Raw genomic sequence first — 22,523 nt, 5'->3', positions numbered from 1 at the left:
CAAGCCGCTCTGGGAGCGTGTCCGCAAGCGAATACCCCACACCAGAGGCCGCATTCGCCAGCAAGCTGGTCTCCCACGGATCATGCCACGAAGCCGCTGTGGGAAGCTTGCTGGCAAGCGAATCGCCAACGGCCCAGGGCATTCGCGGCCATGCGGAGTGCCCCTTCCCGCTAAGCCGCGATGAACCATAAAAAAGCGTTTTAGTGCTTGCCAGGGCGTTGGGTCTGGTTTTGCATTATCGGCGTCCGGCTAGGCCACCCGGCTAGGCCCACCCCGCCGCCCACGCTAGACTTGGCGCCTCATTTCATTGGGATGGTCTCCACAATCCATGGGCGCCTGGCTTTGCGTATTGGCTGTTTTACTGGACACCGCTTTGGGGGAGCCCCGGCGCGGGCATCCTCTGGTGGTGTTCGGCGGCTGGGCCACGGCTCTGGAACGGCGTTGGAACCGGCAACCCGACCGCAGCGGGGGAGCCGGCGTCAAAGCGACCCTGTTGCTGGTGGGCGGGCCGGTGTTGGTGGCGGCGTTCTGTCAGTGGTGGTTGCCGTCGGTGCTGCTATGGCCGTTGCAGGTGCTGGTGCTGTGGCTGGCAATGGCACCGCGCAGTTTGCACGAACATGCCCTGGCGGTGGCGCGGCCCTTGGCCCGCGCTGATCTGCCCGCGGTTGGGCGGGTGGTGAGCCGGGACACCGCCGCTCTGGACGAAACCGGCGTCGCCACCGCCGCCACTGAATCGGTGCTGGAAAACGGCGCCGACGCCGTGTTCGCCACGCTGTTCTGGTTTCTGCTGGCCGGATTGCCCGGCGTCGTCGCCCATCGCGCCGCCAACACTCTGGACGCCATGTGGGGGTATCGCAGCGAGCGTTACGAGCGATTCGGTAAAACCGCGGCCCGTCTGGATGATGTGCTCAACTGGGTGCCGGCGCGTCTTACCGCCCTGAGTTACGCGCTTTGTGGTCAGACCCGTTTGGCGCTGTCCTGCTGGCGCCGGCAGGCCCGGCAGTGGTCGAGTCCCAATGCCGGCCCGGTGATGGCCGCCGGCGCCGGAGCGCTGGGCGTATCGCTCGGTGGCGGCGCGCCCTATCACGGTCAATGGCGGCAACGGCCCGTGCTGGGGGAGGGCCCGACGGCGGAGGCGGCGACCATCGACGCCTCTCTGCGGCTGCTGCGGAGAACCCTGGGTTTGTGGTTGCTGGTGGCGGTGACCGGAAGTGTATTGCTGTCGGTGGGGAACCCATGAGCCGGGACTGGGAACGTGACCACGGTGGCGGCCGCCGGGTGGCGGCCCGGCTCTGGGGGCGGCCGGAGGCGGACTGGCTGGATCTGTCCACCGGCATCAACCCGAAGGGCTGGCCGGTGCCGCCGCTGCCACCGGAAGTGTGGCAACGGTTGCCGGAGCCGGCCCCGGGACTGGCGGACCTGGCCCGTCAATGGGTGGGCGCGCCTTCAACGGCGGCCTGTCTGGCGGTGCCGGGCAGCCAGGCGGCGATTCAGCAACTGCCGTTGTTGCGCGCGCCTTGCCGGGTCGGCGTGCCGGTGCCGGGTTATGGCGAGCACGCCTTGTGCTGGCGGCGTGCCGGTCACCAGGTGCGTGGTCTCGGCAGTGATCAGGTGGAGGCGGCGCTGGATCAACTGGATGTGCTGGTCTGGATCAATCCCAACAACCCCACCGGCGAACGGCTGCCGCCGGAACGGCTGTTGGCCTGGTGCCGGCGGTTGGCGGATCGCGGTGGCTGGCTGGTGGTCGATGAAGCCTTTCTCGATGACCCGGCAATGAGCGTCGCCGCCGATACCGGGACGCCGGGGCTGGTGCTGCTGCGTTCCCTGGGCAAGGCGTTCGGGCTGGCTGGCGTGCGTGCCGGCTGGGTTTTCGCCGAAGCGGCGTTGTTGCAACAGCTGGCGCGGGCGCTCGGCCCCTGGAGCCTGAGCGGCCCGGCGCAGGCGGTAATGGCGGGCGCCCTGGCGGACCACGCCTGGCAACGCGAAAACCGGCAATGGCGCCGGCAGGCGGCGGAACGCCTGTCCGGGTTATTGAGCGCAGCGGGACTGAGGGTGGCCGGTGGCACTGATCTGTTCCTGTATTGTCCGCACCCCGGTGCCGACGCCCTGGCCCGGGCTCTGGCCCAGGAGGGGATTCTGGTGCGTGCTTTCGGTGACCCGCCGGCCCTGCGCGTCGGCCTGCCGCCGGACCAGAACGCCGCCTGGAAACGGCTGGAACGGGCCCTGGCCGAGCCGGCAGTGCGGGAAATCATTGACCCGCCGAGGCCAGATTGATAGCTTCGCGCCACTTTCGGGTGCCCGTGAGCCTGCCAGGCCACGGGTTAAACGGGAAGTCGGTGTGCCCTGGGTTCCGAGCAGCTACCAGGGGTGAATCCGACGCTGCCCCCGCAACGGTGATTGAGTACACCGCGATCCGCGACCGGTCCGGCGCCGGCCGCCACCACTGTGCCCCAGGCATGGGAAGGTGATTGCGACGGAAGGTGTTCCACCTTCCACCTCATCAGTCCGGATACCGGCCCGAAGGGGAGAGGCGTGCCTCTCCGCCAGGCGTCGCGGTGGGCGACCGCCGGGTGATGCGAGGGCGTTTCCCACGCCCGCTTTCGTGGCTTGCCTCCGCCGCCTCTCCCGGATGTCCCGCCGTGACACGACACCATTCGCCGTGCGGGTGAGCACGGCCAGGGGAAATTCGTGCCATGTCCAGATTCAAACTGACACCGGTGGCCGCCGCCGTTATCGGCCTGTGTGCCACTACCTCCCATGCTGGGGAAACCCCAACCGATCCCATCTTGCTGGCGCAGCTGTCATTGCCGGAAGTGAAACCCCACGAGAATCGGCTTGATCCGGTGGTGGTGACGCCGAGCATGACCACGCAAACCGCCCGCGCCAGTCTCACGCCGGTGGCGGTGATTGACGAAGAAACCTTGCGAGAACAACAACCGCTGGAAATGGCGGACATTCTGCGCGCTCAGCCCGGGGTGGATATCATCGGCAATGGCGCTTTCGGCAAAACCACCAGCGTTTATATGCGCGGCACCAGTGGCAGTTCCACTTTGCTGTTACTTGACGGCGTGCGTATCCGGCCCGCCACCGGCGGCACGCCGTCCTGGCAGTTCCTGCCGCCATCAATGATCGACCGGGTGGAAGTGGTGCGGGGGCCGCGCGGCAGTCTCTATGGCTCCGACGCCGTGGGCGGCGTGGTTCAGGTATTCACCCCGGACGGCAGCGGTGAGCCCGGCGCCTGGCTGGAACTGGGCGGTGGCAGCTTCAGCACCCGTTCCATCGGCGGCGGTGCGGCCGGTGAAAAAGACGGCACCCGCTACAGCATGGCGGTAAACCGTTTCGACACCGACGGCACCCGCCTGCGTGAGCACGGCGATGATCGCGGTTACGACAATACCTCCGGCATCGTCAAACTGAGCCATCGCTTCGGTGAGCGAGCGGAAATCGGCGTGATGGGGTTCCGCGCCGAGGGCAACACCGAGTTTGAGCCCGGCACCGCCGCCACCCGGGAAGACACCGATTACCTGATCCAGGTAGGGGCTCTGCACGGTGAATTACTGGTGTCCGATGACTGGCTGATGCAGCTGCAAGTCAGTGAAGCGAAGGATGAGAACGACAATTTCACCGACGGTGATCTGACCAGCACCTTCAACACCAAGACCCGAGCCGTCAATCTGAAGAACCACTTCCTGGTGAACGATTACGTGGAACTGATCGTCGGTGGTGAGTATCTGCGTGACGACATCGAAAGCACCACGAAATACAGTCTGGACAACCGCGAGAACAAGGCGGCCTTTGCCCAGTTGATGACCACTGTCGGTGATCTGGATGCGCAAGCCAGCGTGCGCTATGACGACAACGAAGCCTTTGGCCACAAGAGCACCGGCGGCATGGCCCTCGGTTACGCGCTGAACCCATATCACCGCCTTCGTGTCAGTTACGGCACCGCCTTCCGGGCGCCGACCTTCAACGAACTCTATTATCCGGGCTTCGGCAATCCGGACCTGTCGCCGGAAAAATCCGAAAACAAGGAAATAGGCATACGCGGGCAGTACGGCCGTGGCTTCTGGGATCTGTCGGTATTCCAGAATGATGTCGAGGATCTGATCGCCTCGGAACTGCGGGACGGCAAATACCTTCCCTATAACGTCAACGAAGCACGCATTCGCGGCGCCGAACTGCAAACCGGTCTCGACCTGGATCAGTGGCGTCTGGCCATGGCAGTCACCGTACTGGATCCCAAGGACGAGGAAACCGATGAGCTGTTACAGCGTCGAAACCGCAAGAGCGTGCGTTTCGATGTGGACCGGGATTTCGGATCCGTGTCACTGGGCGGCAGCGCGGTGTTCCAGGATCACCGCTACAACGACGCCGCCGCCACCCAGCGCCTGCCGGGCTACGGCTTGCTGGACCTGCGCGCCAGCTGGCGCTTCGCCCCGGACTGGACCACCCGGGTCTCGGTGAAGAACGTATTCGACAAGGAATACGCCACGGCGCGGAACTATTCCGGCTGGCATTATCTCAACGCCGGCCGCACCGTGTTCGTCAGCGTGCGCTACGATATCCGCTGATCGCAACGGGAGAACGTTATGGTGGCCAGAATGGGGCAATGGACTGTATTCACGATACTGATCGCGCTGTTGCCCCTGGCCGCCATGGCGGCACCCCGTTGCGTCGAGGACGATGTCGGCCGTGAAGTCTGCCTGGAGCATCCCGCGCAACGTATCGTGGGGTTGTCGCCGGGGGCGGTGGAGCTGTTGTTTTCCGCCGGCGCTGGCGAGCAGGTGGTGGGTGCGGTGGGTTTCAGCGACGAACCGCCAGCGGCGCGCAAAGTGCCCCGGGTCGGCAGTTACAAACGATTGGACCTGGAAGCGATCCTGGCGCTCAAGCCGGATCTGGTGATCGCCTGGCGCAGCGGCAATCCGGCCGGTCAGACCGAACAGCTGGAACGGCTTGGTCTCACCGTTTATTACAGCGAACCGGTCCGCTTCGAAATGATCGGCACGACTTTGGAACGGTTCGCCAGACTGGCCGGTACCGAGCAGCTGGGCAAGCCGGTGGCGGAGCAGTTCCGCGCCGGCATCGATGCTCTGCGCCAGCGCCACGGCGACGCCAAACCGATCACCGTGTTCTATCAGGTATGGGAAGAGCCGTTGATGACGGTGAACGACCGGCACCTGATCAGCGAAGCGATTCGGTTGTGTGGCGGCGTCAATGTGTTTGGCGAGTTGCCGGCGTTGACGCCGCGAATCGGCCGCGAAGCGGTGCTGGGCGCGGACCCGGAGGTGATCATCGCCGGCGGCATGGGCGAGGACAATCCGGCCTGGCTGGACCCCTGGCGCGAGTTCGGCTCGCTCACCGCGGTGCGTCGCGACAATCTGTTCTTCGTTCCGCCTTCCACCTTGCAGAGGCCCACGCCGCGCATGCTGGAAGGCACCCGCCGTCTGTGCAAACACCTGGAGCAGGCCCGTGCCCGGCGTTGACGCGCCGGCGCGCGCCTACCCCTGGACCGCTCTGTGGGTTCTGGCGCTGGCGGGGGGGCTGGCGATGGCACTGGCGGTGGCGGTGGGCAGCGTGCCGTTGGGCGCCGCCGATCTGTGGGCGGTGTTCACCGGCGGTGGCAACGAGCTGCAGCGGGATCTGATTTGGTCACTGCGTGCTCCTCGTGCGCTGGCCGCGTTCGCCACCGGGGGGCTGCTGGCCCTGGCCGGCGCTCTGATGCAGGTGCTGTTGCGCAATCCACTGGCCGATCCTTATGTGCTCGGATTGTCCGGCGGTGCCGCCGTCGGCGCGCTTGGCGCCATGCTGCTGGGTGCTGGAGCGATGTTGGTGTCCGGCTCCGCGTTCGCCGGCGCTTTGTTGTCCACGCTGCTGGTGTTCGGTTTGGCGCGGGGCTCCGGCAGTTGGACCCCGACCCGTCTGCTGCTCACCGGCGTGGTGGTGGCGGCGGGCTGGGGCGCGGTGATCACCTTTCTGCTCACCATGAGTCCGACGGAACGTCTGCCTGGCATGTTGTACTGGCTGATGGGCGACCTCGCCCATGCCAGGCATCCGGGCTGGGCCTGGCTGGTACTGGTGATCGCGGTGGCGGCCATGCTGCCGATGGGACGTTCACTCAATGTGCTGGCGCGCGGGCCGCTGCAAGCGGCGGCGCTGGGCGTGGCGGTGCGGCCACTGGAAACCTCGGTGTATGTGCTGGCCAGCCTGGTCACGGCGGTGGCGGTGACCACCGCCGGCAGCGTCGGTTTCGTTGGCCTGATCGTGCCCCATTTGTTGCGTCTGGTGCTGGGCAACGATCAGCGCTTGATCCTGCCGGCCAGCGCCCTGGCCGGCGGGACCCTGTTGACGCTGGCGGATACCCTGGCCCGTATCCTGTTGGCACCGCAGCAACTGCCGGTGGGCGTGATCACCGCCTTGCTGGGTGTGCCGGTATTTCTGTTCCTGCTGTACCGGAGCCGATGATGAGCGTGCTGGAAACCCGCGAGCTGATCATCGATGTGCCCGGGCGAGTCTCCGGGCGCGCGCTGAGTCTGCGCATTGAACCGGGACAACGCTGGGGCATTCTCGGACCCAACGGCGCCGGCAAGACCACCTTGCTGCACACTCTGGCGGGATTGCGCGCGCCACGTTCCGGGCAGGTGCTGCTGGATGGCAAGCCGCTGTCTCAATGGCGCCGCCGTCAGGTCGCCCAACGGCTGGCGGTGGTGTTTCAGGAACGGCAGGACGGCTTCCCCGCCACCGTGCTGGAGACCGCGCTGATCGGCCGGCATCCGTTCCTGCCGCCGTGGCGCATGGAAACCGCGGCGGATCTGGAACAGGCCCGGAACGCTTTGCGCCTATTGGATTTGAGTCATCTGGAACAGCGCCTGGTAAGCACCCTGTCCGGCGGTGAACGGCAGCGTCTGGCGCTGGCCACGGCCCTGGCTCAACAGCCGGCATTGTGGTTGGCGGACGAGCCCACCAACCATCTCGACTTGCACCATCAGGTGGCGGTGATGCGGTTGCTGGCACAGCAATCGCAACAGGGCGCGGGCCTGTGTCTGTGCCTGCACGATCTGAACCTGGCCGCGCGCTGGTGCGACCGGGCCCTGCTGCTCTATCCCGACGGTGAGCTGTGCCATGGGCCCGCCGACGCCATGCTGATACCGGAGGCGCTCGAGCGGTTGTACCGGCAGTCGCTGATCATCACCGAAGTAAATGGCACCCGGGTATTTTTGCCGGGGTGATTCTCTGACATAAGGACCACCGCTGTTCCACGATTCACATACACGCAATACGCCGAGACCGGACTACGAAGCCGCTGTGGGAAGCGGCCTTGGCCGCGAATGCCCCCGGGTCGTTGGCCATTCGCTTGCCAGCCAGCTTCCCACGGTGGCTTCGAGGTGATCCTTAAAGAAGGTGCCAGCGTGTTGCGTGTAAGTGGCCAGACCCATAATCGCGGGGCAGCCATGACATAAGGACCGCCATCCATGACACAAGCGGTTTCCCGAGTGGAGGGCCGCGCGCCCGCCGCTCTGATCAGTGCACCCGGATCGGGGCAGGGCAAGTCCCTGATCACCGCCGGCCTGGCGCGCCTGCACCGCAACGCCGGCCGTCGTGTGCGGGTATTCAAGTTTGGTCCGGATTATCTCGACCCGATGATCCTGGCCCGCGCCAGCGGCGCGCCGGTGTACCAACTGCAGCCGTGGATGACCGGCGAGGCGGAATGCCGCTGGCGTCTCGCCGAGGCCGCCCGTGAGGCGGACCTGGTGCTGGTGGAAGGGGCCATGGGCCTGTTCGATGGCTCGCCTTCCAGTGCCGATCTGGCACGGATGTGCGACCTGCCGGTGATTCCGGTCATCGATGCGGCCGGCATGGCGCAGACATTCGCCGCACTGGCCCAGGGGCTGGCGAGGTTCCGTCCCGGGTTGAGACTGCGGCAGGTGATCGCCAATCGCATCGGCAGTCCCCGTCATGGTGAAATGCTGGCGGAAGGTTTGCCGGCGGATCTGTCGTTGCTGGGTGCGGTGCCCCGTCATTCCGATCTGGCTTTACCGGAGCGGCATCTGGGTTTGGTGCAGGCGGAGGAACTGACCGATCTGGACCGGCGTCTGGATGCGGTGGCGGCGGTGCTGGCGGAGGCCGGCCTGGATCGCCTGCCGGAGGAAGTCACGTTGAATGCCGATTGTCCGCCGCCGCCGGCGGCGCTGTTGGCCGGGCGCCGCATCGCGGTGGCCAGGGATGCCGCCTTCGGTTTTCTCTATCAGGCCAACCTGGACTTGCTCACCGCCATGGGCGCCGAGCTCCGGTTCTTTTCGCCCCTGCACGATCGGGGGATGCCGGAGGCGGAGGCGCTCTGGCTGCCCGGCGGCTACCCGGAACAGCATGGCGGCGCGTTATCCTCGAACCTGGCCATGCGGGCGTCGATCCGTGACCACCATCGTCAAGGCAAGCCGATCCTGGCGGAGTGCGGCGGGCTGATGTATTGCATGGAGACACTGGTGGACAATAAGGGCCGGCGCCATTCCATGCTGGGCCTGCTGCCCGGCGAAGCACTGATGATGGGGCGCTTGCAGGGGCTGGGGTTGCACGCGCTGTCATTGCCACAAGGGCAGTTGCGTGGGCATACCTTCCACTACTCCAGGTTGGAAACGCCACGTGTGCCGGATCAGCATAGTGAAAAACAAAGCGGCACTGGCGGGGAGCCGGTGTTCCGTGAAGGCACTCTGACCGCCAGTTACTTTCACGGCTATTTCCCGTCGGCGCCGGAAGCGGTGGCGGCATTGTTTGCAGGCAAAATGTCCGATCATTGAAAGCAGGGAGACGGATCATGCGTGAAGACGCCAAAACCCCGCAACGCCATGCCGACCGCATGGCGAAAAAACAGAAAATCATGCAGGAACGGATCGCCCGGGCGCAAAACAGCCAGGGTGTGTTGCTGGTGCTGACTGGCCCCGGCAAGGGCAAAAGCAGTTCCGCTTTCGGTATGGCGGCGCGCGCCCTGGGCCACGACATGAAAGTGGGTGTGGTGCAGTTTATCAAAGGGGCGTTCAAAACCGGCGAGGAGCGCTTCTTCCGTGCGCAGCCGCTGGTGGACTACCACGTCATGGGAGAGGGCTACACCTGGGACACCCAGGATCGCGAACGCGATGTGGCCGCCGCCAAAGCCGCCTGGGCCGAGGCGCGCCGCATGCTGCGTGACCCGGACTACAAGCTGGTGGTGTTGGATGAACTGAACATCGCGCTGCGTTACGAGTATCTGGATCTGGATACTGTACTGGATGACCTGCAGGACCGCCCGGAAATGCAGCACGTGGTGGTCACCGGCCGTTACGCACCTAAGCCGCTGATCGAGCTGGCCGACACCGTCACCGAAATGAAAGTGGTGAAGCACGCGTTCAAGGATCTTGGCGTGAAGGCGCAGAAAGGCATAGAGCTTTAAAGGCGGTGAATAGTTAACAGTGAACAGTGAAAATCAGAGCGCGCCTTTCCGTGTGACCGGCGGCTCGGTGACATTAATGGTGCAGGGCACGACTTCGGATGCCGGAAAAAGCACGGTGGTGGCGGCGTTGTGCCGCTGGCTGGCGCGGCAGGGGGTGGCGGTGGCCCCGTTCAAGCCGCAAAACATGGCGTTGAACAGCGCGGTGACCGGGGACGGTGGCGAGATCGGGCGCTCCACCGCGTTGCAGGCGCTGGCCTGTGGTCTTGAACCGCACAGTGATATGAACCCGGTATTGCTCAAGCCGCAGACCGATCGTGGTGCCCAGGTGATCCTGCGCGGACAGGTGCTCGGCAACATGGACGCCATCGCCTATTACGAATACAAAACCACTGCCCGGGAAGCGGTGCTGGCGGCCTGGCATGATCTGTCCGCACGCTATCCGATCATCATCGCGGAAGGCGCCGGCAGTCCGGCGGAGATCAACCTGCGTGAGAACGACATCGCCAACATGGGTTTTGCCGAGGCGGTGGATTGCCCGGTGATTCTGGTGGCGGACATTGACCGGGGTGGTGTTTTCGCGCAGTTGGTGGGCACGCTGGAGCTGCTTTCTGAAAGCGAACGGGAACGTGTGGTCGGCTTTGTCATCAATCGTTTTCGCGGAGACCCGGCGCTGTTGCAAAGCGGCCTGGACTGGCTGGAGCAACGCACCGGCAAACCGGTACTCGGCGTGCTGCCTTATCTGCATGGCCTGTTGCTGGACGCGGAAGACGCGGTGGCCGACGCCGGTGAGCATGTCGGTGAAGCATTGAACGTGGTGGTGCCGGTCTTTCCCCGCATCAGTAACCACAATGATCTGGATCCGCTGCGCTTGCATCCCGGTATTGCCCTGCATCTGGTCGGGCCGGGGCAAACACCGCCGCCAGCCGACTGGGTGATTCTGCCGGGCAGCAAGCATACTCGCGCCGATCTTCACTGGTTGCGGGAGCAAGGCTGGGAGCCTTATTTGCAGCGTCATCTGCGTTATGGCGGGCGCATATTGGGTATCTGTGGCGGCTTCCAGATGTTGGGCAAGGCGATACATGATCCGGACGGTATTGAGGGGCGTCCCGGCAGTAGTGATGGACTGGGGCTGCTGGATATGGAAACCACCCTGGTGGCTGGCAAGCAACTGCGGCAGGTGGGGGCACGTTTGCTGCCTGGTGGTGAAGCCGTAGCCGGTTATGAAATCCACAATGGCGTCACTGGCGGGCCGGCGCTGCAACGGCCGTTGTTCGATGTGGGTGGTCGCATGGACGGCGCGGTCAGTGACGACGGCCAGGTGATGGGCGGCTACCTGCATGGCTTGTTTGATCGGGCTGGCGTGTGCGATGCGTTATTGCGGCCACGGCAGGAGAGCACAGCGGATCATGAGCAACACCGGCAAGCGGTTCTGGATCGTCTGGCGGACAGTGTTGAACAGCATTTGAATCCGCCTTTGTTGCGCCGCTGGCTGCGGCTCTGAACTTGTCCTGGTTGTGCTGGAACGGCTCTGTTTGATTGCGCCTTTGGAGCGCTTGTCCTATCGATCGTGCCCCGTGACGAGGCAAACACCGTGCTTCGAAAGTCCGGCTCCGATTCGCCGTCGATGTTGTCATCTCCCGGTAAAAAACGCTTCTGCCCCGATCGACATGGAAACTGGTACGGCGCCTGCGTCTTTCTTCTTCAAGGTATTGACCGGTTAGTACAAGTCATCTTGACGAGGAGGGAACATGAGCAGGCTTACTGGAACGGATCCTGTGAATCGATGTGGCCCATTGGCGGCCGCCATGCTGATCGCCGCTCTGCCGGGTCTCGCCCTGGCTCAGGCCGAGTCGCTTCAGGAGGCGTTTTCCGAGGGGGAAGTCAGCGGCAATCTGCGCGCCTATCACAACATCAGGGACGCACACGGCAGTGACGCCAACCATACCTTCGCGCTCGGCGGCAGCCTGCACGCGGAAACCGCGCCCTGGTCCGGTGTGTCCGCCGGCGCCACATTTTACACCTCCAACGGATTGGGGCTGCAGTACGAAGAGCGCTCCCGGCGTAACGCCAATCTGCCCGATGACGTGGACGTGCTGGGCGAAGCCTGGATGCAGTATGAGGGCGCCGGCAATCGGCTGCGGGCCGGGCGACTGAAAGTGGATACGCCTTTCTCCAATCCCTCCGATGCGTTTCTGATTCCAATTACCTATGAAGCGCTGTCGGTGGCCAACACCGCGATCGACGGACTGGAGCTGTCCGGGCATTATTTGCGCCGGATCAAGAACCGCCCGGACGATGCATTCGAACGGATCGGCCAGTTCGCGCTGGATCGTTATGGTGTTGTCGATGACAGTGACAAAGGCGCCTGGATCGCCGGCGCCCGTTATCAACCGGCGGAGCGCCAGTGGCAGGCCTGGGCCATGGCGCTGCCGGACCTGTTCACTCTCTATTACGTGCGGATGGATACCCCGCTGGCGGATTGGCGCGGCCTGGCCTTTGACCTTGGCGTGCAAGGACTTTACGGGGATGACGCCGGTGACGCCCTGGCGGATCGGATCAACGCTCGTGGTGGCGGGCTGCAACTGTCGTTGTCACGGAACGCCACGACTCTGGCGCTGGCCTGGAACCGCTTCTGGGAAGACGCCGATGCCTATGGCCGCGGCGCCTTGCCGATGCCGTTCAGCTATTCCACCGGGCCACTGTTCACCAACTCGATGACGCAGACACTGGAAAACAGCGCTGCCGGCCAGGCTTACAAGATCAGCCTGAAACAGTCGTTTTCGCCGCGCTGGAGCGGGCAAGTCAGCTATGCCCGCTATCAGCGGCTTGGCGCGGTGGACACGGATGAGGCGGATCTGGACATCAGCTATGCCTTCGGTGGTGGCCTGGAAGGGCTGTCGCTGCGTCTGCGTGTCGGCGTGATCGGTTCCGACCAGGCCGATGCGCGTTTTGTCGAGGTGCGGCCGCAACTGCAATACGTGTTTTAACACCGGGGACCGTACTCGCCAGGATTGTATTTTCGCGTAATATGTAATATTGTTTGTTACATGAAAAGAGACAGCAGATTATCAGGTGTGCTGCACGTGCTTCTGCACATGGCGGAAGTGGAAGGGCCGGTTACTTCCGAGACCCTTGCCGGGATCATGCAGACCAACCCGGTTGTGATTCGCCGTACCCTTGCCGGACTGCGCGAGCAGGGGCTGGTGACCTCGGTAAAGGGGCACGGCGGCGGCTGGCGTCTGTGCTGCGATCTGGATGCCGTCACCCTGCATGACATCTATGTGGCGCTGGGCGAACCCGTGGTGTTCGCCATGGGAAACCGTACGGAGTCGCCTGGCTGCCTGGTGGAAAAAGCAGTCAACGCACATATGAACGATGCTTTTCAACAGGCCGAAGCGGTGCTGATGGCCCGGCTGCGTGATGTGACCCTGGCGGATCTGAGCCGGGATTTTCATCGTGGCCTGCAACAGCGGGACCACGCTCACTGCCCCTCCTGACCGCGCTATTTTTGCCGGAGGCTATTATGTTTGACGTCATTATTGTTGGCGGCGGTTACGCTGGTATGTCCGCAGCGCTGCCGCTGGCGCGCGCCCGCCGCAAGGTACTGGTGATCGACAGCGGACTGCGCCGTAACCGCTTCGCTGACGCCGCCCATGGTGTTCTGGCCCAGGATGGACGCCCGCCGGGGGAGATCGCCGCTGAAGGGAAGCGGCAATTGCTGCTTTACCCGGATCTCACCTGGCGTGATGGCGAAGCTGTATCCACGAGTCGGCTTGATGACGGGTTTGCAGTGGGCACCGCCGACGGCGACCAGTTCCGAGGTCGCCTCCTGATCCTTGCCACCGGTGTTTCCGATACCTTGCCCGATGTGCCGGGTTTGAAGGAACGTTGGGGGCGTTCGGTGTTTCACTGCCCATACTGCCACGGTTACGAACTGAACCGGGGCGTGCTCGGGGTGCTTGCCAGCGGGCCTATGTCGCTGCATCAGGCGCAATTGATTCCGGAGTGGGGACCCACCACGCTTTTCACCAATGGCGCGTTGACCTTGGATCAGGAACAGCAACAGGATCTGGCCCGGCGTGGTGTCACGGTGGAGACGGAAGCCGTGGTGGCGGTGTCCGGCGACCGGGCCACGGTGGCGTTGAAGGACGGCAGAGAGAAGGAACTGGTGGGTTTGTTTGTGGCCACCGAGATAGTGCCCGGTCCGTTGGCGGAACAATTGGGATGCAAACTGGAATCCACTCCCATGGGCACAATCATCGCCACCGATGAGGTCAAGGCCACCTCGGTGCCCGGTGTGTTCGCGTGTGGCGACACGGCCCGGGCCGCCGGCAACGTGACGCTGGCCATGGCCGATGGCACCATGGCGGCCATGGGCGCGCACCGGGCTTTGTTGTTCGGTTTGCCGGAGAGCGGCTGACGCCGGACGCCAGCTGCTTGTGGTGGTTTGCCCGCTGGCGCGTTATTGCTCCACGAAGGCGCGTTCGATGACATAGTCGCCGGGCTGCCCTTGATGTGGAGACGCCTGAAAGCCACGGGCGTCCAGCATTCTGGTCAGTTCCTCCAGCATCGCCGGGCTGCCGCACAGCATGACCCGGTCGGTTTCCGGGTTCAGTGCCGGCAGGCCAAGGTCGTCGGTGAGTTCGCCACTTTCGATCAGGGTGGTGATCCGCCCCCGGTTGCGGAACGGCTCCCGGGTCACGGTGGGATAATAAATCAGTTTTTCGCGAATGCACTCGCCAAGGAATTCGTGTGCGGGTAGCGCCTGATGAATGTAATCGTGATAGGCCAGTTCGCTCACATAACGGACGCCGTGGACCAGGATGATGTTGTCGAAACGGTCATAAATCTCGGGATCCTTGATGATGCTCATGAAGGGCGCCAGGCCGGTTCCGGTGCCGAGCAGGAACAGGTTCCTGCCCGGATTCAGGTCGTGTACCACCAGGGTGCCGACCGGTTTGCGGCTGACGATCAGCGCGTCTCCCTCTTTCAAATGCTGAAGCCGGGACGTCAACGGGCCGTCTGGTACCTTGATGCTGAGAAATTCCAGATGTTCTTCATGGTTGGCGCTGGCGATGCTGTAGGCGCGCATCAGTGGTTTGCCGTCCAGCTCCAGACCAATCATGACGAAGTGCCCGTTCTCGAAGCGCAGGGCCTGATCACGGGTGGTGCGAAAGCTGAACAGGGTGTCGTTCCAATGGTGCACACTCAGTACGTTTTCTTTACCAATGGCAGCCATGTCTATCCTCCAATAACGAACAAAGTTGAATGCGGTCTCCTTCGGGGAGGTTGCAAGCGTGCACGCCGTGATGCGGGCGCCGGCGTCCGCTGGTGGGTGTCACGGTGGCGCCTCCGCGTTGTTGTCGAGGCGGCAAAGGCTGTCGAGACGGTAAAGATAGCTCCAGGGAAAACGGCCGCGATCGTGGCCGTCGGAGAAGGTCAATTGCAGCGCACCGAGGTCGGCCATGGCCACGTCTCGGATGCTAACGTCGTCGTCGACCAGATCAGTGCCGCGCCGCCGTGCCGCTTCGCAGTGCGCGCAGCGGCAGGCACGGCGCAGAGCGGTGCTGGCGAGGCGGGAGATTTCGCCATTTTCCCACAGCAGTTGCAGAGCGCCACCGCCGTCGAGCAGACGTATTTCCTCCGGGGCATTGATCCCGCTGTGATGTGTCATCGTCGTGTCCGGATTGAGTGAGTGCCTGGGATAACCTGTCATGACAAGTTGTCGTGCACTCAGCGTTGCAGGTACCGCAGCTTGTCGCTCTTGCCTTCCCAGGCTTCGGCGTCAGGCAGGGGCTCCGACGCTTCCGCCAGTACCGGCCAGACCTGAGCCAGCTCCGCGTTCAGTGCCACGAACATTTCCTGGCCTTCGGGCAGTTCCTTGTCCGCGTGGATGGCGCCGGCTGGACACTCCGGCACACACAGAGCGCAATCAATGCAGACCTCCGGGTCGATCACGAGAAAGTTTTCCCCCTCGTGGAAGCAGTCCACCGGACACACTTCCACGCAGTCGGTGTATTTGCAGCGAATACAGTTTTCGGTCACCACGAATGTCATCGTCGTCTCCTTGCCGGCCGAGGCCGCCGGTCAGGCGGCACTCAACTTCGATTGCGCCCAGCGGGCCAGTTTGCGAACGTCCGGGTCCGGATCATCCAGAGCGGTTTGAATGTAAGGCCGGCATTGTTCGTGAGCGATGGCGCCGAGCGCGCCGATGGCGGCTTTGCGCAAATTGCTCATGGCATCGCGGCTGCACTCGCCCAGTGCCGGAATGCCTTCCACCCGGCCGAGTTTGCCGATGGCGTCGGCGGCTTTTTCCCGCACCTGCCAGGTGCTGTCCCGGGTCGCCTCGATCAGCAGCGGCAGGCTGTCTTGGTGATTGAGCTTGGCGATGCTGTTCATCGCCTCGGCCCGCACCTGCCAGTGCGGATCACTTACCACTTGCCGGAGCGCTTCCGCCACCGAGTCCGGCTCGGCGTAGACCAACGCACCGACGGCGGCGCGGCGTACCTCGGCATCGTCATCGTCGCGGGCGCGTTGGATCAGCGCCGGCAGGTTGCGTTCCTCCTTGAGCCAGCCGAGCAGCCCGACGGCTTCACGGCGGATCGTGGCGTCGTCGGCTTCCAGGCGCGCCAGCGCCGGTTCACGGGCCGCCGGTTCGCGCAGGGGCTTCAGCGCCCGCAGAATGCCCGCCACCACGAACGGGTCGCGGCTTTCTTCCAGGGCGGCCAGTAGCGGTTTGGCCGCGGCCGGATCCTTGAGATCAGAGAGCGCATGAGCAGCGGCGTTGCGCACCACCTCGTCGCTGTCATTGAGCGCGGCGATCAGTGCGTCGGCCATATCCTCGGATTCAAATTCATCGACCACCTTGGCGGCCTCCTGACGCACCTGGGGGTCGGGGTCCCGGAGTGCCTGGATCAGCAGCGTCACTGCCTCCGGTTCCGGGCAATCGACCAGGTCCAGCACCGCCACGCGGCGCAGGCCGGGATCCGGCGAGGCCAGGCGCTCGGCCAACTCCCGCAGTTCGGGATCGTGAAACACGTTCATGGGCACCTCAGCGCAGCAAGTAGGGAATGTTCACGGTGACCGCATCGGTCGGGCAGTCCGCTTCGCAAGGCATGCAGTACCAACACTCGTCGTACTTCATGTGGGCCTTGCCGGTGCTCTCATCGATCCAGAGCACATCCAGGGGGCAGACGTCGATGCACACGGTGCAGCCTTTATCGGCGATACATTTATCCGCGTCGACGGTGACGGGCACGGCGCTGTGATGATTGGCGATAGGCATGAGAATCTCCTTGTCGGAATCAGGCGTTGGCGGCTTTTTTTACACGCAGCTGGTTGTAGGCATCCTTTTCTTCGCCGAGTGAAACGATGTACGGAGCAATCGGGCGGGTGCCGCTGGCCATCCCGCCGGACTCGTCCTTGTACAGGCGGCTGTGACAGAACCACTGCTGCTCGTCGGTCTCGGGGAAGTCCACGCGATAGTGGTACAGGCCCCAGCGCGACTCGGTGCGGTAAAGCGAGGCGCGGGCGGCCATCTCGGCGCAATCGACGATGGAATGCACCTCCATGGCGCGCATCAGTTCGTGGGCGTCACCGGCCTTGAGCAGCGGCAGGTCATCGCGGACCGAGAGAATCCGTTCCAGGCCGATCTCCATGCGGCGGGTGACCTTTGGCGGTTGCAGGTAGTCGTTGACCAGACGCCGGACTTTGTACTCCATCTGTTCCGGCGGGATACCGTCGGCCCGTTGCAGTGGCGCGCGCAGACGCACCAGTTCTTCCTCGATCAGATTTTTGTCCAGTTCAAATTGGCCGCGCTGTTGCGCGAAGTCAGCGGCGCTTTCGCCGCAGATCTGGCCATATACGAACGCGCCGAGCATGTAGTTATGGGGCACCGAGGCCATATCGCCGGCGGCGTACAACCCCGGCACGGTGGTGGCACCGGTCTCATCCACCCAGACGCCGGAGGCGGAGTGGCCGCTGCAGAAGCCGATCTCGGAAATGTGCATTTCCACCATGCGTTTGCGGTAGTCGACGTGGCGGCCGTCATGGAAGCGGCCACGGCTGGGCCGCTCATTGGTGTGCAGAATCGTCTCGATCTCCTGAATGGTTTCCTCGGCGAGGTGATCCAGCTTCAGGAACACCGGACCCTTGCCGGATTCCAGTTCCTTGAAAAACTCCAGCATCATCTGCCCGGACCAGTAGTCGCACTCTATGAACCGTTCGCCGAAAGCATTGGAGGTGAACCCGCCGAGTGGACCGGTAACGTAGGCGCAGGCCGGGCCGTTGTAATCCTTCAACAAGGGGTTGACCTGATAGCACTCGAGATTGGCCAGGTCGGCGCCGGCGTGATAGGCCATGGCGTGGCCGTCGCCGGAGTTGGCCGGGTTTTCATAGGTACCGAACAGGTAGCCGGAATGCGGCAGGCCAATGCGACCCGCGGCGCCGGTGGCCATCACCACCGCCTTGGCGCGGATGATGATCGGCTCGGCGGTGCGGGTGTTGATACCGATCATGCCGGAAATATTGCCCTTGGTGTCCTTGAGAAGACGGGTGGCCTGATAGCGGTTTTCCACCTTGATGCGATGACGGCGCAGGCGCCGGTAGAGAATTTTCTTGACGTTATGGCCTTCCGGCATGGGCAGAACATAGGTGCCGAGGTGATGCACCTTTTTCATGTCGTAGTCGCCGGTTTCGTCCTTCTGGAAATGCACGCCCCAGGAATCCAGTTTCTCGATCATCGGGTAGGAGCGCTGGGCATAGGCCATCAGCGCTGGCTGGTGGACGATGCCGTCGTTGGCGATGGTGATTTCCCTGACGTACTGCTCCGGGGTGGCGTGGCCGGGGACAATGGCGTTGTTCAACCCGTCCATGCCCATGGAAATGGCACCGGAGCGTTTGACGTTGGCTTTCTCCAGCAAGGTCACGTCGAGATCCGGGTGACGTTCCTTGACGGTCACCGCGGCCATTGGACCGGCGGTGCCGCCGCCGATCACCAGCACATCGGTATCGATGATGGCTACGTCGTCGAAGTTCATGGTTCCTCCTATTTCCGACCCACGCGGAAGTGATATTTGAAAGAGTCGCCGCGGAAGCTCAGATACTCGAAGTCGATCGGGCGTCCACGACGGTCATGGGTAAGGCGTTCCACCCGCAGCACCGGCTCGCCGGGTTGCAGGTTCAGATGGGCGCGGGTGCCCTGATCGGGAAGCGCCGCTTCGATGCGAATGCTGGCCTCACCCAGGGGAATGGCGAACAGGTTCTCCAACATCGGAAAAATGTCACCGCTGAGCTCCATGCCGAACATGCGCCGGCCGATATCCAGCGGGAAATAGCTGTGTTCCAGGGACAGCGCCTCACGGTTGAGGAAACGGACCCGGGTGATTTCCACCACGTCCTCGCCGCTGGCGAGGCGCAGCGCGGCGGCCACTGCTTTGGGAGCCTTCAACTGCTGGATGCTGAGCAAACGGGCGGAGGCTTCATAGCCTTGCGCGGTCATGGCTTCGCCAAAACCCTGCAAGTGCTCCACGCTCTGCACCGCCTTGGGTTTGCTGACGAAGGTCCCCTTACCCTGGGCGCTGAACACCAGCCCTTCGTTATGCAGGTCGCGCAACGCCTGCCGGATAGTGATACGGCTGACGCCGAAGGCGCTCATCAATTCGCTTTCCGAAGGCAATTTCTCGTGGGGGCGATAGTCGCCTTCGAGAATGCGCCGCCGGAGCTGGTCCTTGATCTGCAGGTACAGCGGTTGTGGTGACCGGTTCGATAGCGGCCGGGTCAGGGTTTTGCTCACGGTACTGTCCTCTTGTTATGACAGGTCATGGCATTTACAGGCATGAAAGCGAACGGCATGAAGCATCTCAGCCGGCCTGTCCGTTCTGTTGCTCGAACGCGCGCAGGGTTTCACGGCGAATCAAATCCAGGCATTCGCGTTTCAGGGCCATGAAGCCGGGCTGGGTCAGCAGGTCCTGGCTGCGCGGGCGGGGCAGATCCACGGAGATGTCGGCGATGATGCGGCCGGGGCTGGCGCTCATGATCAGAATGCGATCGGACAAAAACACCGCTTCGTCGATATCGTGGGTGACGAACAAAACGGTGTTGCCGAATTCGCTCCAGATATCCAGCAGGCTTTCCTGCATCATGGTGCGGGTCTGGGCGTCGAGAGCGCCGAACGGCTCGTCCATCAGCAGCACGCTGGGGTAGTTGGCGAGCGCGCGGGCAATCCCCACACGTTGCTGCATGCCGCCGGACAAGGTGTCAGGAAAGGCATTGGCATGGGCGGACAAGCCGACCAGGCCAAGAAAGGTGCGTGCCAGACTCAGCGCTTCGTTGCGGCCGAGCCCCGACATCAAGGGACCGAACGCCACGTTGTCGCGCACTGTTTTCCAGGGGAACAGGGAATGTTGCTGGAACACCATGCCGCGATCCGGGCCCGGTGCCTTGACCGGATTACCGTCCACCAGCAGTTCGCCCCGGGTGGGGCTGACGAATCCGGCGACCGTATTCAGCAATGTGGATTTGCCGCAGCCGGACGGGCCGAGCAGGCAGACGAATTCGCCGGGGCGGATGTCCACCTGGGCGCGGTGTACCGCGGTAACCCAGTCGCCACTGCGCTCAAATTCCACCGAGACATCACGAATCTCGATATGGCCACGTTCACCGCCGGGGGCTCTGGAGCTCCGTCCTGGCGGTTGCGCCAGCCTCCGGGTCATGTCGATGGCGGAGGTCATGGGGTTCTCCTTGGCTCTGCTCTGGTCCCGGATGGTGCTTTCCGGAGTCGATTTGGTGGCCGGTTTCATCGGTCTTTCTCCTGTACTTGCCAGCGCAACAGTGGACGGCACAACCACTTGATCAACAGGGTGCAGAGCGTGCCGAGGCCACCGATCATCAACATGCCGATGATGATCTGCGGGTACTGGATCAGGGTGTAGGCGGACCAGGTGAAGTAACCGATGCCGTACTGGCCGCTGATGATTTCGCCGGCCAGCAGCGAGAACCAGGCGACCCCCATGCCAATAGCGAGGCCGGCAACGATGCTGGGCAGTGCGCCGGGCAATACCACATGCCGAAGGATGGCGGCGTTGCTGGCGCCAAGACTGCGCGCCGCCCGCACCAGCACTTTGGGTGTCTGTTCAACGCCGTGCACGGTGTTGATGACGATCGGAAACAGGGCACCGAGAAAGGTGATGAAGATGATGCTGGACTCCTCGCTGGGCATCATCAGGATGGCCAGCGGAATCCAGGCCACCGCCGGTATCGGTCTGAGCAGTTCGATGTAGGGCGTGATGATGTCTTCGGCGAGACGGGAGCGGCCCATCAGAATACCGAGCCCGACGCCGAGCACCACGGCCACCGCATAGGCGACGGTGATGCGTCGCAGACTGTGCAGGATGTGCAGGTAAAAATCGCTGTTGGACAGCGCTTCCGTCAATGCCTGGCCCACCACCAATGGGCCGGGCACGTTCTCGAAGTTGATGAACAGATTGAAGCCGCTGCTGGATGCCCAGTGCCATACCAGTAGCGCGGCCAGAAGGGCCAGGCCGCGTACCAGATAACGGCTGAGGGTTTCCGGCAGGCGTAGCGGCGAGCGGCGTGCCGTGGCGGTGTCGGCGGCTGGGGTATCGACCTGATCGATCACCGGGCTGCCGGCCTCGCCACCGATTTCACTATTGTTCAGGCTCATAATGCGCTCCTCCCTGACCCGCCATCACCGTTCGGCGACCGCGTTGTCTTTGCGGCTTTGCAGAATTTGCCGGTAGCTGAAAACCTCGCCGTCGGCGGCGAAAGCCTCCGCCTCCGGGCGGCGCATGAACGCGGCCAACTGGTCGCCGTTACGGGCGTAGAAGGCGCTTTTCCCGAACAGCTTCAGACCACTGTTTTTGTCGTAGACATAAGAGGCGTTGATACCACTGCCGTTCTGTTCCGCTTCGCGTTCGGCGGCCAGCATGGCATCAATGGAGTCATAGCCTTTGACGCCGTCTTCGGCGTACCAGATTTCCGCCGGCTGCAAGGCCGGGTTATCCGGAATCGGGGTGACCATGGCGGCGACCGCCTTATCGTAGTCGAGGCCGCTGGCGGCGTAGGCGTTACGCAGATAGCTGTCGTCCACCCAGGCGTTGAAATTCAGGTCCGGAATCTGCTTTTCTTTTTGCAGCAGTTCATGATCGTACTTCATGGCCGCTATCCAGGCGGGTTTGACGCTGGCGTCCATGGTGGTGATGCCGCCATTGCTGAAGTACAGATAGAGCACTTCTTTTTCCACACCGGTCCACTCGGCGACCTGTTCGGCGGCACGTACCGGGTCGTCCCGAATCCATTGCTGTGCTTCGAGGGTGGCCTGCAGAACCGCCTGCACCACCTCGGGGTAGTCCCGAGCGTAGGATTCACGCACCACGATGCCGTGGAAGGTGGGAACGCCGGCCTGGCGGCCGTCGTGGATTTTCCGGCCGGTACCGCGGAATTCCATGATCTCGGACCAGGGACAGAAATCGGCGTGGGCGTCGATTTTGCCGGCGGCGATATTGGCGGCGCCAACTGGTGGTGACTGATTGACAATAGTGACCTTGTCGATCAGCCCTTCGTCTCGCAGTGCCTTGAGCGTCATACCCCAGGCGGCGCTGCCCACTGGGGTGGAAATGGCTTTGCCGGAAAGATCGGAGAGGGACTGGACCGGGGAGTCCACCGGCACCACGATGCCATTACCGGTGCCCTCCTTGTTGTAACCGGTGATGGCGATGAAACGGGTTTCGGCGCGGCCGCCTTCCTGGAATTTGGCGCCATTGACGATCAGCGGGTAATCGCCCATGACACCGAAGTCCAGCTTTCCCGCCAGCATCTGGTTGGTGATCGGCGGGCCAGAATCGTAGTCCTTGAAGACAATGTCGTAGTCCGCGTCTTGATACTTACCGCTCTTGGGTAAGTGCTTTTCGATCAGATTCAGTTTTTCCAGAACAACGCCGCCCGACACGGTGTTGGTCACCATGCTCTGGTGGCCAATGCCAATGCGAATGGTTTCCGCCAGCAGCGGTGTCGAAGCAAGCCCGATAAAAACGCTGAAACAGGCCGCGACGCCGTATCGTTTGTGATTCATGTCCGGTTTCCT

General features: G+C 63.3%; 22 protein-coding genes and 1 riboswitch. Of the genes, 12 read left to right on the top strand and 10 right to left on the bottom strand.

Annotation, left to right across the window (positions count from 1 at the left end; translation table 11 throughout):
* The first annotated feature begins 349 nt into the window (after positions 1-349).
* The 12 genes from cbiB to A6D6_RS10925 all read left to right on the top strand — a co-directional run bounded on the left by cbiB (position 350) and on the right by A6D6_RS10925 (position 13,841).
* Complete coding sequence (gene cbiB / locus A6D6_RS10980; protein ID WP_255461653.1) at positions 350-1,240, top strand: adenosylcobinamide-phosphate synthase CbiB; 891 nt, start codon at positions 350-352, stop codon at positions 1,238-1,240.
* On the top strand, positions 1,237-2,274 hold the full coding sequence (gene cobD, locus A6D6_RS10975) for a threonine-phosphate decarboxylase CobD (RefSeq protein WP_159660755.1): 1,038 nt from the start codon (positions 1,237-1,239) through the stop codon (positions 2,272-2,274). The genes cbiB and cobD overlap by 4 nt, the downstream gene beginning before the upstream one ends.
* Positions 2,275-2,535: riboswitch (cobalamin riboswitch) on the top strand.
* A 158-nt stretch (positions 2,536-2,693) separates the two neighbouring features.
* On the top strand, positions 2,694-4,571 hold the full coding sequence (locus A6D6_RS10970; protein ID WP_159660754.1) for a TonB-dependent receptor domain-containing protein: 1,878 nt from the start codon (positions 2,694-2,696) through the stop codon (positions 4,569-4,571).
* 18 nt (positions 4,572-4,589) lie between these two features.
* Positions 4,590-5,483: a cobalamin-binding protein gene (locus A6D6_RS10965; RefSeq protein WP_236564076.1), complete on the top strand. Its 894-nt coding sequence runs from the start codon at positions 4,590-4,592 to the stop codon at positions 5,481-5,483.
* Positions 5,470-6,462 (top strand): FecCD family ABC transporter permease, encoded by a 993-nt coding sequence (locus A6D6_RS10960; protein WP_201303766.1) that lies wholly within the window; start codon positions 5,470-5,472, stop codon positions 6,460-6,462. The genes A6D6_RS10965 and A6D6_RS10960 overlap by 14 nt, the downstream gene beginning before the upstream one ends.
* Positions 6,462-7,226: an ABC transporter ATP-binding protein gene (locus tag A6D6_RS10955; protein ID WP_159660762.1), complete on the top strand. Its 765-nt coding sequence runs from the start codon at positions 6,462-6,464 to the stop codon at positions 7,224-7,226. The genes A6D6_RS10960 and A6D6_RS10955 overlap by 1 nt, the downstream gene beginning before the upstream one ends.
* 243 nt (positions 7,227-7,469) lie before the next feature.
* On the top strand, positions 7,470-8,792 hold the full coding sequence (locus tag A6D6_RS10950) for a cobyrinic acid a,c-diamide synthase CobB (RefSeq protein ID WP_159660753.1): 1,323 nt from the start codon (positions 7,470-7,472) through the stop codon (positions 8,790-8,792).
* A 17-nt stretch (positions 8,793-8,809) separates the two neighbouring features.
* Complete coding sequence (gene cobO, locus A6D6_RS10945) at positions 8,810-9,421, top strand: cob(I)yrinic acid a,c-diamide adenosyltransferase (RefSeq protein ID WP_159660752.1); 612 nt, start codon at positions 8,810-8,812, stop codon at positions 9,419-9,421.
* A gap of 76 nt (positions 9,422-9,497) precedes the next feature.
* The gene (locus A6D6_RS10940; RefSeq protein ID WP_159660761.1) at positions 9,498-10,922 is read left to right on the top strand and encodes a cobyric acid synthase; all 1,425 of its coding nucleotides are present in this window, start codon (positions 9,498-9,500) and stop codon (positions 10,920-10,922) included.
* A 247-nt stretch (positions 10,923-11,169) separates the two neighbouring features.
* The gene (locus tag A6D6_RS10935; RefSeq protein ID WP_159660751.1) at positions 11,170-12,408 is read left to right on the top strand and encodes an OprD family outer membrane porin; all 1,239 of its coding nucleotides are present in this window, start codon (positions 11,170-11,172) and stop codon (positions 12,406-12,408) included.
* A gap of 60 nt (positions 12,409-12,468) precedes the next feature.
* Positions 12,469-12,918: an Rrf2 family transcriptional regulator gene (locus A6D6_RS10930; RefSeq protein WP_159660750.1), complete on the top strand. Its 450-nt coding sequence runs from the start codon at positions 12,469-12,471 to the stop codon at positions 12,916-12,918.
* Positions 12,919-12,944: 26 nt separating this feature from the next.
* Entirely contained in the window at positions 12,945-13,841 is an 897-nt protein-coding gene (locus tag A6D6_RS10925; protein ID WP_201303765.1) for an NAD(P)/FAD-dependent oxidoreductase, read from the top strand.
* A gap of 42 nt (positions 13,842-13,883) precedes the next feature.
* Here A6D6_RS10925 and A6D6_RS10920 read toward each other — a convergent pair whose 3' ends face one another.
* The 10 genes from A6D6_RS10920 to A6D6_RS10875 all read right to left on the bottom strand — a co-directional run bounded on the left by A6D6_RS10920 (position 13,884) and on the right by A6D6_RS10875 (position 22,511).
* Positions 13,884-14,660, bottom strand: a complete 777-nt coding sequence (locus tag A6D6_RS10920; RefSeq protein ID WP_159660749.1) for a ferredoxin--NADP reductase — start codon at positions 14,658-14,660, stop codon at positions 13,884-13,886.
* Positions 14,661-14,759: 99 nt separating this feature from the next.
* Positions 14,760-15,095, bottom strand: coding sequence for a DUF971 domain-containing protein (locus A6D6_RS10915; protein ID WP_201303764.1), 336 nt, complete (start codon positions 15,093-15,095; stop codon positions 14,760-14,762).
* A 59-nt stretch (positions 15,096-15,154) separates the two neighbouring features.
* Complete coding sequence (gene fdxA / locus A6D6_RS10910; protein ID WP_133489968.1) at positions 15,155-15,478, bottom strand: ferredoxin FdxA; 324 nt, start codon at positions 15,476-15,478, stop codon at positions 15,155-15,157.
* A 30-nt stretch (positions 15,479-15,508) separates the two neighbouring features.
* Positions 15,509-16,465, bottom strand: a complete 957-nt coding sequence (locus A6D6_RS10905; protein ID WP_159660748.1) for a HEAT repeat domain-containing protein — start codon at positions 16,463-16,465, stop codon at positions 15,509-15,511.
* A gap of 7 nt (positions 16,466-16,472) precedes the next feature.
* Positions 16,473-16,706: a 4Fe-4S dicluster domain-containing protein gene (locus A6D6_RS10900; protein WP_133489970.1), complete on the bottom strand. Its 234-nt coding sequence runs from the start codon at positions 16,704-16,706 to the stop codon at positions 16,473-16,475.
* 19 nt (positions 16,707-16,725) lie between these two features.
* On the bottom strand, positions 16,726-18,459 hold the full coding sequence (locus A6D6_RS10895) for a fumarate reductase/succinate dehydrogenase flavoprotein subunit (RefSeq protein ID WP_133489971.1): 1,734 nt from the start codon (positions 18,457-18,459) through the stop codon (positions 16,726-16,728).
* An 8-nt stretch (positions 18,460-18,467) separates the two neighbouring features.
* Entirely contained in the window at positions 18,468-19,214 is a 747-nt protein-coding gene (locus A6D6_RS10890; protein WP_159660747.1) for a GntR family transcriptional regulator, read from the bottom strand.
* Positions 19,215-19,281: 67 nt separating this feature from the next.
* Positions 19,282-20,220, bottom strand: a complete 939-nt coding sequence (locus tag A6D6_RS10885) for an ABC transporter ATP-binding protein (RefSeq protein ID WP_201303763.1) — start codon at positions 20,218-20,220, stop codon at positions 19,282-19,284.
* Positions 20,217-21,104 (bottom strand): ABC transporter permease, encoded by an 888-nt coding sequence (locus tag A6D6_RS10880; RefSeq protein WP_201303762.1) that lies wholly within the window; start codon positions 21,102-21,104, stop codon positions 20,217-20,219. Before A6D6_RS10880 ends, A6D6_RS10885 begins: the two co-directional genes overlap by 4 nt.
* Positions 21,105-21,128: 24 nt before the next feature.
* Positions 21,129-22,511 carry an ABC transporter substrate-binding protein gene (locus A6D6_RS10875; protein WP_201303761.1) on the bottom strand — a complete coding sequence of 461 codons (1,383 nt, stop codon included), beginning with the start codon at positions 22,509-22,511 and terminating at the stop codon, positions 21,129-21,131.
* Between the last annotated feature and the right edge of the window lie 12 nt (positions 22,512-22,523).

Source organism: Alcanivorax xiamenensis (genome assembly GCF_009846745.1).
Lineage (GTDB): Bacteria > Pseudomonadota > Gammaproteobacteria > Pseudomonadales > Alcanivoracaceae > Alloalcanivorax > Alloalcanivorax xiamenensis.
This window is presented reverse-complemented; position numbering and strand designations above follow the sequence as displayed.

Coding starts and splice junctions, on each gene's coding strand:
- cobD (WP_159660755.1), top strand. CDS start 1,237: ATGAGCCGGGACTGGGAACGTGACCACGGTGGCGGCCGCCGGGTGGCG.
- A6D6_RS10970 (WP_159660754.1), top strand. CDS start 2,694: ATGTCCAGATTCAAACTGACACCGGTGGCCGCCGCCGTTATCGGCCTG.
- A6D6_RS10965 (WP_236564076.1), top strand. CDS start 4,590: ATGGTGGCCAGAATGGGGCAATGGACTGTATTCACGATACTGATCGCG.
- A6D6_RS10955 (WP_159660762.1), top strand. CDS start 6,462: ATGAGCGTGCTGGAAACCCGCGAGCTGATCATCGATGTGCCCGGGCGA.
- A6D6_RS10950 (WP_159660753.1), top strand. CDS start 7,470: ATGACACAAGCGGTTTCCCGAGTGGAGGGCCGCGCGCCCGCCGCTCTG.
- cobO (WP_159660752.1), top strand. CDS start 8,810: ATGCGTGAAGACGCCAAAACCCCGCAACGCCATGCCGACCGCATGGCG.
- A6D6_RS10940 (WP_159660761.1), top strand. CDS start 9,498: ATGGTGCAGGGCACGACTTCGGATGCCGGAAAAAGCACGGTGGTGGCG.
- A6D6_RS10935 (WP_159660751.1), top strand. CDS start 11,170: ATGAGCAGGCTTACTGGAACGGATCCTGTGAATCGATGTGGCCCATTG.
- A6D6_RS10930 (WP_159660750.1), top strand. CDS start 12,469: ATGAAAAGAGACAGCAGATTATCAGGTGTGCTGCACGTGCTTCTGCAC.
- A6D6_RS10925 (WP_201303765.1), top strand. CDS start 12,945: ATGTTTGACGTCATTATTGTTGGCGGCGGTTACGCTGGTATGTCCGCA.
- A6D6_RS10920 (WP_159660749.1), bottom strand. CDS start 14,660: ATGGCTGCCATTGGTAAAGAAAACGTACTGAGTGTGCACCATTGGAAC.
- A6D6_RS10915 (WP_201303764.1), bottom strand. CDS start 15,095: ATGACACATCACAGCGGGATCAATGCCCCGGAGGAAATACGTCTGCTC.
- fdxA (WP_133489968.1), bottom strand. CDS start 15,478: ATGACATTCGTGGTGACCGAAAACTGTATTCGCTGCAAATACACCGAC.
- A6D6_RS10905 (WP_159660748.1), bottom strand. CDS start 16,465: ATGAACGTGTTTCACGATCCCGAACTGCGGGAGTTGGCCGAGCGCCTG.
- A6D6_RS10900 (WP_133489970.1), bottom strand. CDS start 16,706: ATGCCTATCGCCAATCATCACAGCGCCGTGCCCGTCACCGTCGACGCG.
- A6D6_RS10895 (WP_133489971.1), bottom strand. CDS start 18,459: ATGAACTTCGACGACGTAGCCATCATCGATACCGATGTGCTGGTGATC.
- A6D6_RS10885 (WP_201303763.1), bottom strand. CDS start 20,220: ATGAAACCGGCCACCAAATCGACTCCGGAAAGCACCATCCGGGACCAG.
- A6D6_RS10880 (WP_201303762.1), bottom strand. CDS start 21,104: ATGAGCCTGAACAATAGTGAAATCGGTGGCGAGGCCGGCAGCCCGGTG.
- A6D6_RS10875 (WP_201303761.1), bottom strand. CDS start 22,511: ATGAATCACAAACGATACGGCGTCGCGGCCTGTTTCAGCGTTTTTATC.